The sequence below is a fragment of the Pseudoalteromonas sp. L23 genome (assembly GCF_021728455.1).
Taxonomy (GTDB): domain Bacteria; phylum Pseudomonadota; class Gammaproteobacteria; order Enterobacterales; family Alteromonadaceae; genus Pseudoalteromonas.
The window spans coordinates 519,700-533,012 of sequence record NZ_JAKKCW010000001.1; the positions used below are offsets into that span (position 1 = coordinate 519,700).

Annotated in this window: 12 protein-coding genes; 7 read left to right on the top strand and 5 right to left on the bottom strand. The window is 43.8% G+C overall.

The window, feature by feature from the left end; all coding sequences use genetic code 11:
• Positions 1-32: 32 nt before the first annotated feature.
• The 5 genes from L3V43_RS02395 (at position 33) to L3V43_RS02415 (ending at position 8,283) form a co-directional block, all read left to right on the top strand.
• Positions 33-2,264, top strand: coding sequence for a S9 family peptidase (locus L3V43_RS02395; RefSeq protein ID WP_237115790.1), 2,232 nt, complete (start codon positions 33-35; stop codon positions 2,262-2,264).
• A 377-nt stretch (positions 2,265-2,641) separates the two neighbouring features.
• Complete coding sequence (locus tag L3V43_RS02400) at positions 2,642-4,282, top strand: methyl-accepting chemotaxis protein (RefSeq protein WP_235366547.1); 1,641 nt, start codon at positions 2,642-2,644, stop codon at positions 4,280-4,282.
• Between the two features lie 146 nt (positions 4,283-4,428).
• Positions 4,429-5,475, top strand: a complete 1,047-nt coding sequence (gshB, locus tag L3V43_RS02405) for a glutathione synthase (protein WP_010606117.1) — start codon at positions 4,429-4,431, stop codon at positions 5,473-5,475.
• Positions 5,459-7,438: a flavohemoglobin expression-modulating QEGLA motif protein gene (locus L3V43_RS02410; protein WP_237123923.1), complete on the top strand. Its 1,980-nt coding sequence runs from the start codon at positions 5,459-5,461 to the stop codon at positions 7,436-7,438. Before gshB ends, L3V43_RS02410 begins: the two co-directional genes overlap by 17 nt.
• Positions 7,439-7,497: 59 nt before the next feature.
• The gene (locus L3V43_RS02415) at positions 7,498-8,283 is read left to right on the top strand and encodes a hypothetical protein (RefSeq protein ID WP_237115788.1); all 786 of its coding nucleotides are present in this window, start codon (positions 7,498-7,500) and stop codon (positions 8,281-8,283) included.
• 4 nt (positions 8,284-8,287) lie between these two features.
• Here the strand turns inward: L3V43_RS02415 and L3V43_RS02420 are convergent, their stop codons facing one another.
• Both L3V43_RS02420 and yaaA read right to left on the bottom strand, forming a co-directional pair.
• Positions 8,288-8,566, bottom strand: a complete 279-nt coding sequence (locus L3V43_RS02420) for a hypothetical protein (RefSeq protein WP_157782799.1) — start codon at positions 8,564-8,566, stop codon at positions 8,288-8,290.
• A complete protein-coding gene (gene yaaA / locus L3V43_RS02425; protein ID WP_010606114.1) occupies positions 8,563-9,339 on the bottom strand; it encodes a peroxide stress protein YaaA in 777 nt (258 codons plus the stop codon). Before yaaA ends, L3V43_RS02420 begins: the two co-directional genes overlap by 4 nt.
• Before the next feature lie 272 nt (positions 9,340-9,611).
• On the opposite strand from yaaA, the gene tal reads away from it, so the two are divergent.
• Positions 9,612-10,562 carry a transaldolase gene (gene tal, locus L3V43_RS02430; RefSeq protein WP_102057360.1) on the top strand — a complete coding sequence of 317 codons (951 nt, stop codon included), beginning with the start codon at positions 9,612-9,614 and terminating at the stop codon, positions 10,560-10,562.
• 406 nt (positions 10,563-10,968) lie between these two features.
• Positions 10,969-11,160 (top strand): DUF3545 family protein, encoded by a 192-nt coding sequence (locus L3V43_RS02435; RefSeq protein ID WP_010606112.1) that lies wholly within the window; start codon positions 10,969-10,971, stop codon positions 11,158-11,160.
• Between the two features lie 40 nt (positions 11,161-11,200).
• On the opposite strand, the gene ung is transcribed toward L3V43_RS02435, so the two are convergent.
• From ung to cobO, 3 genes are read right to left on the bottom strand one after another with little or no spacing between them, the layout of a single operon-like run.
• Positions 11,201-11,869, bottom strand: a complete 669-nt coding sequence (ung, locus tag L3V43_RS02440) for a uracil-DNA glycosylase (protein WP_039493728.1) — start codon at positions 11,867-11,869, stop codon at positions 11,201-11,203.
• The gene (locus tag L3V43_RS02445) at positions 11,866-12,717 is read right to left on the bottom strand and encodes a cobalamin-binding protein (RefSeq protein WP_237115787.1); all 852 of its coding nucleotides are present in this window, start codon (positions 12,715-12,717) and stop codon (positions 11,866-11,868) included. Before L3V43_RS02445 ends, ung begins: the two co-directional genes overlap by 4 nt.
• Positions 12,717-13,313 carry a cob(I)yrinic acid a,c-diamide adenosyltransferase gene (cobO, locus tag L3V43_RS02450; protein WP_045987675.1) on the bottom strand — a complete coding sequence of 199 codons (597 nt, stop codon included), beginning with the start codon at positions 13,311-13,313 and terminating at the stop codon, positions 12,717-12,719. The genes L3V43_RS02445 and cobO overlap by 1 nt, the downstream gene beginning before the upstream one ends.

Genomic DNA, 13,313 nt, shown 5'->3' on the forward strand with positions numbered 1-13,313 from the left:
TCAGACTTTAAAAATATAACAAGGTGGCTACCGTGCACTCTCGCATTAAACACTACACCATCGCTCTTCCATTAGCACTTGTCTCTGTCACCGCTAGCGCAGAGCAACTAACGCTAGAGCGACTTTTTGACGATCCGTCTCTTTCAGGTAAAGCACCTGTAAAACTGCAATTTTCTCCTGACGGTTCTCGTGTTACTTATCTTCAAGGTAAAAAAGAAGACTATAACCGTTACGACCTTTGGGAATACAATCTCAAAGACAATACAAACCGCTTGTTGGTAGATTCTGCGGCACTATTTTCTGGCCCAGAGAACCTCTCAGATGAAGAAAAAGCACGTCGTGAGCGTCAACGTATTTTTGGCCGTGGTATTTTAGAATACAAATGGTCAAAAGATGGCAAAGCGCTACTTTTCCCACTCAATGGCGACTTGTACTACTATGAAATCGCTTCTGGTAAGAGTAAGAAACTAACGGAAACTGAAGCATTCGAAACCGACGCTCGCTTCTCGCCAAAAGGCAATTTTGTTTCTTTTATTCGTGAGCAAAACCTCTATGCCATTAATCTTAAATCGGGTAAAGAAACGCAATTAACTAAAGACGGCGGTGGCGTAATTAAAAACGGCATGGCTGAGTTCGTTGCTCAAGAAGAAATGAGCCGTATGACAGGCTATTGGTGGTCGGGTGATGAGCAACAAATTGCTTTTACTCGCATTGATGAAAGCCCAGTTCAGGAAGCCATTCGTAACGAAATCTATGCCGAAGAGGTCAAGCTATTCAATCAACGTTATCCATACACCGGGACTGCTAACGTTGAGATTGAATTAGGTGTTGTAAAGATCAATGACCAAAAGGTGGATTGGATTGATTTAGGCGAAGATAAAGATATCTATATTGCCCGTGCAAATTGGTTAAAAGACAATAAAACATTGTCATACCAGTGGCAAAATCGCTCACAGCAAAAACTGGAACTGCGCTTTTACGATACTAAAAGCAAAAAGCAGCAAGTCGCCCTAACCGAAACCAGTGATACTTGGATTAACCTACACTTTGACCTTGAATTCTTAAAGGACAAAAAGCATTTCGTTTGGGCATCTGAGCGCGATGGCTTTAAACACCTTTACCTGTACAGAACCAATGGCCAACTGGTGCGCCAAATCACTAAAGGCGATTGGATTGTTGAGAGCCTTCAGGGAATTGATGAGAAAAAAGGCATCGTATACTTCTCCGGCCGCAAAGACACGCCGCTTGAAAGCCACCTATACAGCGTACCACTTTTTAAAGATGGCGATGCAAAACGTATTACCGAAAAAGGCAGCTATCATAGTGTCGTACTGGCAAAAGATAACCGTACCTTTATCGATAAAAGCTCTTCTGTAAACCGTCCACCAGCGGTTGCGCTACGAAAAGTGAATGGTGACTTTGTGACTTGGCTTGAAGAAAATGCGCTGAATAACGAACATCCGTTAACGCCTTATTTGAGCAATCTAGCTACGCCAGAATATGGCACACTTAAAGCGGAAGATGGTCAAACTATGTATTACCGCTTATTTAAGCCAGCAAAGCTTGAAAACGGTAAGAAATATCCTGTTATTGTGAACGTGTATGGCGGACCTCATGCACAACGCGTGACCAACAGCTGGCGTAGTAAAAACTTGTACTTCCAATATCTTGCCCAGCAGGGTTATGTGATTTTCCAATTAGATAACCGAGGTTCTTACAACCGTGGTAAAAAGTTTGAAGATCCAATCTACAAGCACTTAGGTGAGGTGGAAGTGGCTGACCAAATTAAAGGCGTTGAGTTCTTACGTACACTAGAGTACGTCGACCCTGAGCGTATCGGTATTTATGGTCACAGCTATGGTGGTTATATGGCGCTGATGACAATGTTTAAAGCAGGCGACTACTTTAAAGCTGGTGTCTCTGGTGCGCCAGTAACAGATTGGGCTTTATATGACACCCATTACACTGAGCGCTACCTTGGTCACCCAGATACAAATGCTAAGGGCTATGAGCAAAGCGCGGTGTTCCCTTATGCTGATGGACTAAAAGGCCCGCTGATGATCTATCACGGTATGGCGGACGATAACGTGCTATTTACCCATGCAACGAAACTATTTAAGCAGTTGCAGGACGAGGTTAAGCCATTTGAAATGATGACTTACCCTGGATCGAAGCACAGTTTACGTGGCAAAAAAGTACAAACCCACTTGCATCAAACCATTACTGACTTCTTTAATCGTCATTTTGAGGTTGAAGCTAAGTAAACACTTAATAGCGCCTAGCTTCCTATGAGCTGGGCGCTTCTTCTTTTCTCTCCATTTAGTTCTAATCCATTGGTCTAATTGTTTATTCTTCTAGACTAAGAAAAACTGAAATTATTGTTCTATCTCAAGTTATATATCAATTGCATTAAGTAAATGAGCTATTTGAAGCGGAGAAATAGCTTTAGTAGCAAGGCAAAAATTTTGCTATTTAGTTGTTCTAAATGAGAAATTTTTAACTAAGCTAATATGGTATTTCACCCTTCAAATTGGTTGGAGAATTAACGCAATTGGTATTACTACTAAGATTAACTAGTATGAATTGATGAGGCGTTCGCGCCTGCTTCTCTCAATAATAAAAACGACATAAGGATTGCGTTATGTCCAAACAGTTTTTTCGAAATCTCACCATTTTCCAGCGCCTCGCGTTACTGATCATTGTAGTTATTATCGGCGTTATCCTTCAAAGCGCAGTAAGCTTATCGCAACAGTATGATGCACTCGAAAAGCAGCAATATCATAAAACTCAAAACCTTGTTGAAAATGCCTATAGTTTAGTGGCTTACTTTCACCAACAATATGTATCTGGGAAACTCCCAGAGGCGCAAGCGAAATCCGCAGCTCTTGATGCCGTTGCCGCTTTACGATACGAAGGAAACAATTACTTTTGGATCAACGACTATCATCCAAAAATGGTGATGCACCCATTTAAAAGCGAGCTCAACGGCAAAGATCTCAGCCAATCAAAAGATCCCACCGGCAAGCGCTTATTCGTTGAAATGGTACAAGTGGCAGAAAAAAGTGGTGCGGGATTTGTTCCCTACCTTTGGCCAAAGCCTGGTAAAGAAGCCCCTGTCGAAAAAATATCTTACGTCAAAGCGTTTACACCTTGGGGTTGGATCATCGGCTCCGGTGTGTACCTCGACACTATCGAAGCTGAGTTTGCCTATATTCGAAATTTGCTATTAATTGAGATGGTGGTGCTTATTATTCTGCTATTCCCATTTAGTGCAATCATAGGTAAGAGCATCATCACCCCCATTCAACAAGCCAAAGACATGATGAAAGATATCGCTCAAGGCGAAGGCGATTTGACTCGACAACTCGACGAAAGCGGTAAAGATGAGATAACCGCGCTTGCCAAATACTTTAACTTGTATACTGAGAAGATGCGTCATTCCATCGCGACAGTGGCCCATAACGCTAAAGAAGTTGAAACACTGGCCAATCAGGTAAAAGCGGCTGGCGAAGAAAACTTGGCATTTATTGAGTCGCAAAATGACAATAGCCGCCAAGTCGCCACGGCTGCCGAACAAATGACCATGCAAGTTCGTGAGATCAGTAGCAATGCAGATACTGCAGAACATTCTGCCGCAGACGCACGCAATTACAGTGAAAAAGGCAAACAAACTATTTCTCAAACCATTGCCGCCATTAAAAAGCTGTCGGAGCAAATTCAATCTGTGAGCGTGACAACGACAAGCCTTGCACAAGAGAGTCAGCATATAGGATCGGTGCTCGATGTTATTCGAGGTATTGCGGAGCAAACCAATTTACTTGCACTAAACGCGGCAATAGAAGCCGCTCGAGCAGGTGAACAAGGACGAGGCTTTGCCGTTGTTGCAGATGAAGTTCGCACCCTTGCAAGTCGTACGGGTCAAAGCACAGATGAAATCCACAACATGATCGAGCGACTGCAAAAAGAAGCGCAGCAGGCCGTAGCAGCAGTTAAAGTTAGCCAACAAATCTCGGAGCAAACGGTTGAACAGGTACAGCTTGCCGATAACGCATTAACCGAAATTGAGCGCCTTATTGACGCTATCTCGGATATGAGTACCCACATCGCCAAAGCCACCGACGAGCAAAGTCTTGCAGCACAAGAAGTTAATGAGCGAATAGCTCAGCTTTCTGACTCCACCCATCACTCTTTGGATACCACGCATTCGCTCAACAACACCAGTGAGCAACTAACACGAGCAAGTCACGAATTGAGTGACATAGTTAACCGCTTTAGAGTATGATATCCACCCTGCAGAGCACCTGTCAGTGCTCTGCTTCTTGCCCAATAGATGATTGATATTCCTTATCTTGTCGATAAAAATAATCCGTGAGCGTCTAAGCTATTTTACGCTATATTGCCAATTTATTTGCTGAGCAAAAATAGCCCGTGAAAATCTGTTTTATTATGTACCCTTGGGAGCGTGTAGAAGCTGAAAACGACAGCACGCTAAGACTTATCCACGAAGCCGTATCGCGCGGTCACGTCGTTGCCATCACCACCGTAAACAACCTCACTATTCGCGAAAGTGTCGCCAGTGCCTTCTGTGATGTATTTGTTGCGGGCCAAAAAGTATCTGACAACTTAGTGAGCTTTTACAACAAAGCTGAGTTTAAAAAAGTACAGCTTCCTTTGGCAGGTTTTGACGCAATATTTATGCGCGCTAATCCGCCGCTTGATACCTTGGCGATGAACTTTTTAGACTCTGTTCGTGATGATACTTTCATTATCAACGACATTGATGGCCTGCGCATTGCTAATAACAAGCTGTACACGGCATCTTTCCAAGGCATCGCGAGAGAATTTATTCCAAATACGCATGTATCTAAAAACAAAGAGTATTTAGAGCGTATATTCTCTGAATCAGAGCAAGAGAAAATGATCTTAAAGCCGCTTGATGGCTTTGGCGGTCGCGGTGTTATCGTCGTTGAAAAACGCGCGAAACAAAGCTTTAGCTCACTCCTTGAGTTTTATATTGGTGGCGACGAGGCTGGTAAAGGCAGCAACTACGTCATTTTACAAGACTATGTTGAAGGTGCCGACGAGGGTGATGTTCGTATTCTAATGCTTAACGGCGAACCGATTGGCGCCATGAAACGTGTGCCTGCAGCAAATGAAGTGCGTGCCAACGTACATGCCGGTGGCAAAGTAGTGAAACACAAACTCACCAACCAAGAAAAAGCGCTATGTAAGCACATCGGCCCTAAGCTTGTGCGTGATGGTTTGTATTTTGTTGGCATTGACGTGATAGGCGGCAAGCTTATTGAAGTTAACGTGCTCTCGCCTGGCGGGATAACCCGTATTAACCGTTTAAACCGCTGTAAGCTGCAAGTGCAAGTTATCGATTTTGTAGAGAGTGTGGTGCACGCCAAAGAGCTAGTAACGCATCGCAAAAACCAATTCCGTCAAGTAATAGAAGATGCTCATGCTATCTGAACAAGCCATCATTGCCGCGCTTGAAGCCGGCAAACCCATCAGTGGACAATTTGCTGAAGGTGCTTTTCACCTCGAAGTGAGGGAATACGTGCCTTATGTCGCCACTGCTGTACACGCAGGCCACCGCACCCGTGCTAGCCTAAAAGGCTTGTTCGCCATTAGCGATGCTGAGCGTTTACAAGAGGAAGATCCGTTTACCGACGGCATGATTGAATCATTACCCATCACGCTTATCGCGCGTGACTCACGTTACGAATACGATCTTAACCGTGCGCCAGAGCTTGCGATATACAAAGAAGCATGGGGTAAACAAGTGTGGAGCCAAGCGCTACCAAATGCAGACATAGATGTTAGCTTGTCTAAGCATGCAGCCTATTACCGTGTGCTCAGTGCGCTGTTAACCACGCTTGAGCGCAAGTTTGGTGCCTGCTTGCTATTTGATGTGCACAGCTATAATTATCAAATTCGTAGCTACCCTTATGCACCAACCTTTAATATTGGCACTGCACAACTTGATACCTTGCGTTTTCGCGCCGTATTAGATGAGCTAAAAAAACAGCTAGGACTGAAAAAACTGGCAGGCCAGCTGGTGGATTGTGCTGAAAATACCGTCTTTCAGGGCCATGGTTATCAAGCGCAATATATTACCAGCCACTTTGATAACACCTTAGTGGTACCGCTTGAAGTAAAAAAAGTCTTTATGGACGAAAACAGCGGCGAATTATTCCCTGTGGTGTTTGAAAAACTACAGCGCAACATGCATGTTGCTTTGAGTAAAACGGCAAAAACATTTGCTAAAAATCACTGCTATAAGCCACTTCGCAAAGCAAAATCAACGTCGCAGCTTGACCCTGCGCTGATTAACGTGGACTCTGCGCTGTACCGCATAGCCAGAAACCTTGAAACGCTGCATTATGTTAACCCAAGCAATATCGCACAAGAGAAACGTCGCTTTTTCTCGAAACGTCATTATCAGCCTGCGTTTAAATATCGCCCGCTGAAAATTGACCCGTATGAGTTTAAAGAGCAACTCTATCGCTTGCCCGTTGGAAAAATCCAAGATCCGATCGTAAAAGATTTATATCGTAAAGTGATCGACAGCTACGCGACTAAAATCGAACTGATCACCCAAATTGGTCGCGAAGCCTTTTTGTATAACTCGCTACGCTATTATGGTGAGCCGGATTACAACGATATAAATAATGCGACCTTCTTGCTGCACGCGCGCGAAACAGAGACCTTGCCAAAAAAAGACATTACAGCCGAGCAAGCCTTGGTACGTTTTAATCAAGCGATTGAGGCTATGGGCTTACCTTGTAAGGTCGCTATATCAAGCAAGCTCGTTGCCAAAGCAATGGTCGACAATAGTAAGCGTCTTCTGCTTGTAAATAGCAGTGCGATGCTATCTGAGCTTGATATCAATGCCTTGATAGAGCATGAAATTGGCGTGCACTTACTCACGACTTTAAATGCTGACGCCCAGCAACTTAAAGTGCTGCACTTAGGTTTACCTGGCAATACCTATACTCAAGAGGGCCTTGCCATCTACCGCGAGTATCAATCAGGGCAAATAAATCTGACACGATTGAAAGTATTAGCGCTTAGGGTGATTGCGGTTAACATGCTACTTAAAGGCGATAAATTCTATCAAGTGTATGAGTTTTTAGCTGACTCGGGTGTATTAAACGTCAATGAAGCCTTTGCGCTGACCACTCGAATTTTCCGTGGTGGTGGCTTTACTAAAGATCATCTCTACTTAAAAGGCTTTAAAGACATAGTGCAGCTTGCCAATACCCGCAGCTTAGATAATTTATATCTCGGTAAAACGGGCATTGCGCACTTAGATGCACTGGACGCGTTAGTAGAACAAGGTATATTCACAAGACCTAAATATCTGCCGGATACGAACCGAGATCCCGAGCCAGATGCAATCCTAAGTTATTTAATTTCTTCAATTAAATAGGCCAAATTCGCCACTGTGGTTATACTAGTGCCATCTAGTATCTACCCAGTGGCTTTGTTTTGACACAACAGGAAATAGATTTACTCGCTTTTGAGCTGGCAAACCTTCGTCTCAATGCCGATCTCACGCTCGCACCAAAGTACAGTTATTTTTCAGATAAACCCTACCCGCTTGGTCGCTGCCTAGAAATTCGCGATGAAATGTTTAAACTCGTCACCACGGAGCTCAAGCAAAATTCAGAACGTTTATCTGTGCTCAGAAATTACATGCTTAAAGAGAATGCCGAGCTCAAAAAAGTATGGGGTTCGCTACGCGATGAGTACTTTCAAAATGCGATGTTGGTGGGAGATTGGTATATAGATACCGCAAACGATACGGTGAATGCAAACAAACCCAGAGTTGAAATCAAACCCATCGCACAATCAGGCTTTTCAGCCATCTCTAATTTCGAGCAGTTTGTTAAGATTGCTCGCGCTTACTGGCAAGTGGAGGTGTTTAAAAACACCGCCTTTCCAGCCATCGCGCCTTATTTACCGTTAATTTGTGTCAACGCAAAAGGCGCTACTTGGTTAGCTGCGGCCAATGACGATATGATCAAGGTCGCTACCAACAGTGAGTTTAGGCTATCTGAGCAAATCCTCTGTCAGCTGCCAGAGCCTGACTCTGTTATCGTATCTCGCTGGCAACAGACCCTAACTGGCATCGATGCTTTAGATGACATCTTATTGCAAACAGGAAAGCCCGAGGGGTTTTGCCAACTATACAGAGCTGCCGAAAAGGCAACGGATTTAGCATTTAGGGATAGGGTCGTACGCGCCTATATGAGCTTACCCAAAGGCGCGTAGTGAATTAGAAGGAAGCGGGATAAGTCGGTTTTTCGTCCGTAATTTCCCATTTATCTTCTGTTGGTCTATCCACTCGACATTGATTTTGCTGTTGGAAACACCTGTCCTCACAATTTTGTACTTGCATCGGATCCGAGTAATCTTTGCGACAGCTCATAGAACACGAACGTGAATCACCTTCGCAATCGACCGGCACATTGCTGACTCTAGTTGTAAAATGTCCACTACAGCCACTCACAAACGCAGCGGCGAACACTGCTGCTACACATAATTTTGTTGTCATTGTTCTGCTCTCAAAAACACCGGTTCTTGAGCCTTTTGCGTTGCTTCTTCACTAAAGCGGTATCCTGCAATATCAAACGCTTTCAGGCTTTCCAAATCCGATACTTGGTTCTCAATGATATACCTTGCCATCATACCGCGCGCTTTCTTCGCGTAAAAACTGATGACTTTGTATTGACCATTTTTACAATCTTTAAAGATAGGAGTGATAATGTCACCTTTCAGCGCCTTCTTATCTACCGCTTTAAAGTACTCATTTGAAGCTAAGTTCACCAAGTATTGTGTTTGTGCCCCTTCCATGACCTTATTCAGTTTTTCAGCGATAATCGTGCCCCAAAACTCATACAGGTTTTTGCCACGCGGGTTACTTAACTTTGTACCCATTTCTAAACGATAGGCCTGCATTAAGTCAAGTGGTTTTAGGATGCCATACAGCCCAGATAAGATACGTAAATGATTTTGCGCATAATTTAAATTAGCCTCAGTTAGGCTTTGTGCTTCTAAACCGACATACACATCGCCATTAAAAGCAAAAATAGCTTGTTTAGCATTGTCTTGTGTAAAAGGCTCTGACCACTCGGCAAACCTTGCCGCATTTAAGCCAGCGAGCTTGTCGCTTATCTTCATTAAGCTACCGATCTGCTGTGGTGATAAATCGCGACAAACTTGAATAAGTGACTCGCTATGCTCCAGCAGCTCTGGCTGTGTGTGCATCTTGGTTGGTGCGGGTGTTTCATAGTCTAGGTTTTTCGCTGGAGAGATAACTGTGATCATGGTTTGCCTATTGACTTAGCTAGTAATTAATGTCAATTTCAACACTATCCCCAAGTAACTTCAAGTGTTTGTCCGCTTTCACTTGGGTTTAAGCAATTCGCTGTTAAAGTACAGCTTCGCTTTACAACTCGACCTTATATAACAACAACCTCAAATAGCGAGTGTGATATGTCGCCCGATACGGACATATGACCTATTCAGCTATTTCACGGTGTTGCAACATAAGGCGTCTAATATCACTTCGCTGTTATCAATATTGGAATGAGGAACACATGACTTCAGCATTAGATAGGCTAAAACAACATTCATCAATCGTCGCTGACACCGGTGACATTGAAGCCATCCGCAAGCTACAGCCTGAGGATGCAACAACTAACCCTTCTCTTTTACTTAAAGCGGCGGAGACGCCTGCTTATCAGCCTTATCTAACAGAAGCTTGGGATTATGCCAAAGCCAATGAAAGTGACGCTGACAAGCAGTTAGCGCTTGCTTGTGACTATTTTGCCGTTGTGATTGGTAAAGAAATCGCGAACTCTGTGCCGGGATATATCTCAACCGAAGTAGACGCACGTTTATCTTTTGATACCGAAGCGACTATCGCAAAAGCAAAAACGCTATTAAATTTATATGAAGCGCAAGGCGTAAGCAAAGACAAAATCTTGATTAAGATTGCATCGACTTGGGAAGGTATTAAAGCCGCTGAAGCACTGGAAAAAGAAGGTGTTAAGTGTAACCTAACGCTGCTATTTAGCGAAGCGCAAGCACGTGCATGTGCCGACGCAAACGTATTTTTAATCTCACCATTTGTTGGGCGTATTCTAGATTGGCACGTTGCCAACGGCCTAGAAAAACCAACTAACCCACTACAAGATCCGGGTGTGCAATCTGTTCGTAGTATTTTTGAATTCTATAAACAGCACGGTTATAAAACCGTTGTAATGGGCGCCAGCTTCAGAAATACAGGTGAAATTCTAGCCCTAACGGGTTGCGATAAGCTCACGATTAGCCCTTCTCTATTAGAAGAGCTTGCTGCAATGCCTGCAAACGAAGATTACCTACTTGAGGCTGACTTTACGCCTAAAGCAAAACCTGCAGCGCTTAGCGAAAGTGAGTTCCGTTGGTTACATAACCAAGACGCAATGGCCACAGAAAAGCTTGCTGAAGGTATTCGCTCATTTGCCGATGCACAAGAAACATTAGTCGCACGCTTTAAAGCACTGTAAGTGCCTTAAACATTCGATTTCGAAACGCCGCAATATGCGGCGTTTTTGTTATCGCTCTCAATACAAACCCTTCTGAACACTTCCTAGATATCACCCAAATTGACCTTCATCAAACTGTCACTTGCTTTTAACCCAAAAGACACAATTGTGTTTTATTTTTATCCCGTCTGTGGTATATCAATATCACTTGAAGTGAAAATTGATGCCGCTACTTTCTGGTTTTGGTACAAAAAGCAAGCAACGCGGGGTTGTTTGTAGCGTACTTTAGCTATCAGACTTTTATCGGTTCCTCATATTGAGGTTTGCCAAATAGTATGAAGAGATCAACGGTGTCATTGCAGTTGTAGTGCTAACAACAGCCAAAGCAAATGCCACTTTAGGTTGTTTTTATCAATAGGAGATTTTCATGGATACCCTAGACGAGTTATTAGAATTATTAGAAAGTCCGGATACTAGGAAAAAAACTTCATCTAAGGGCAAAAAAAGAAAATGGCGTGAAATTGAAGCGCTAAAAGATAAACAGCGACTACGCAAAGAACTACAGGAATTGGATATTTTCGCAGACAATGTTGATTTAGACGAATTTGATTTTAACTAAAAAGAGCGCCCTTCACGGCGCTCTTTTTGGTTTTTATCTGCTATAACTCGGCCAATCGCCAATCGATTGGCTGCTTACCCATTTGGGTGAGCAGCTGATTAGTTTTGCTAAAATGGCCACTACCAAAAAAGCCGCGATGTGCTGAGAGCGGCGAAGGGTGTGGTGCGTGTAAAACATGGTGACGGTTTGTGTCTATGCTCTTACCCTTTTTCTGGGCGTGTGAGCCCCAGAGTAAGAAAATCACACCTTCGCTGTGGGCATTCAGCCTTTCAATCACTACATCTGTAAAGCGCTCCCAGCCCAAATGCTTGTGTGAATGGGCTTGGCCTTGTTCTACCGTCAACACCGTATTTAACAGCAGTACGCCCTGTTTAGCCCAGTCAATTAGGTAGCCGTGATTAGGTATGCGAAAGCCGTCAATATCCTGCACCAACTCTTTATACATATTATTTAACGACGGCGGCGGCTTAATCCCTGGTAACACAGAGAAACATAGACCATGAGCTTGATTGGGGCCGTGATAGGGATCTTGCCCTAAAATCACCACTTTAACCTGATCAAAAGGCGTGACTTTGAACGCGTCAAATACTTGTTCATGGGGCGGAAACACATTTATACCTTGAGCACGACGCTCTGCCACGTAATCCATGGTTTGTTTAAAGTAATCTTGTTGTTTTTCCTGACCTAACACGTCACTCCACGTTGTCATGCTTCACCTTTTTTCATCATATTATAATGGCTTCGAGAAACGTCGAGTTTACCACATAAATCCGATATTCCCTCAAGCATACGATAGCTGTAACGATGGAGCAGATCGGCATCTACCGAAATAGTTTGTTGATACTTTACCGCAGGGATCGACGGCCATTGCTGCCATGCAATTGCTTTAACCTCTTGTTTGGTCTTTTCTTCAGGGATCACAATCACTTGCGGTGATTTCAACAGAACATTCTCAATGCTAATTTGTGGATAGTCCGTGGTGGCGTCGGCAAAAACATTTTTCACATTACACACAGTAAAGACTTGCTGTAACCAACTTTCGCCTCCTACGGTCATCAGCGGTGATGGCCACAATTGATAAAATACAGCTAAGCTAGCGCTTTGTTTATACTGGGCCTTTAGTTCATTTAAACGTTTAGCAAATAAATCAGCCTGTTGCTGAGCTTGAGCTCCAAGGCCAGTAATTTTACCTAGGCGTAGTAACTCCTCGGGTAGTTTATCTAGATATTTCGCTTCACTATAAATCACGTCAACACCAAAACTCTCCAGCTTTTCAAGCATAGGAACGTGACTTGCATTTTTCCACGCAATGATAAGATCAGGCTTAAGTGCCAAAATTTTCTCAACCGAAATGCCTTGATAGTCGCCAACTTGAGGCAGTTGCTTGGCTGATTCTGGATAATCGGCATAGGCGACCGTGCCTACAATCCGCTCCCCAGCTCCTATTGCATAAAGATTTTCGACAATATGAGGCGCAAGCGCGATGATCCGCTCTGCGGGCTTAGCACTAACGCTAAAGGCAAAACCTAGAACAATAAATAAGGCGAATTTTCGCATCAGTAGTCAAACCCTTTTTGCGCCTTAATGCCGGCCTCAAACGCATGCTTCACATTACGCACTTCGCTCACGGTATCTGCAAGCTCGGTCAGGCGTCGATGTGCACCGCGCCCAGTTACAATCACTGATTGCATAGTAGGACGGTTTTCTAGCGCCGTTATGACTTCGTCCAAATCTAGATAGTCATAGCTCAACATATACGTAATTTCGTCAAGCAATACCAAATCGATGCTTTCATCTTGTAGCCATACTTTTGCTTGCTGCCACGTCGCCTGGGCAGCGGCAGTGTCAGTTTCACGGTTTTGCGTTTCCCACGTAAAGCCTGTTTTCATGACCGCAAATGGCACGCCGACTTTTTCGAGCAAATTGCGTTCACCGCAATCCCAGGTTCCTTTAATAAATTGTACAACCGCAGCGTTCATACCATGACCGACACAACGTGCAACGGTGCCAAAACCAGATGTTGACTTACCTTTACCATTACCTGTGATCACTTGTAAAATGCCCTGCTCTTGCTGCGCTGCGGCAATTTTTTCATCGACTTGTTGTTTTACTTTTTGCTGTCGTTGCTGATGCTTATCTTGTTGTTCGCTCAT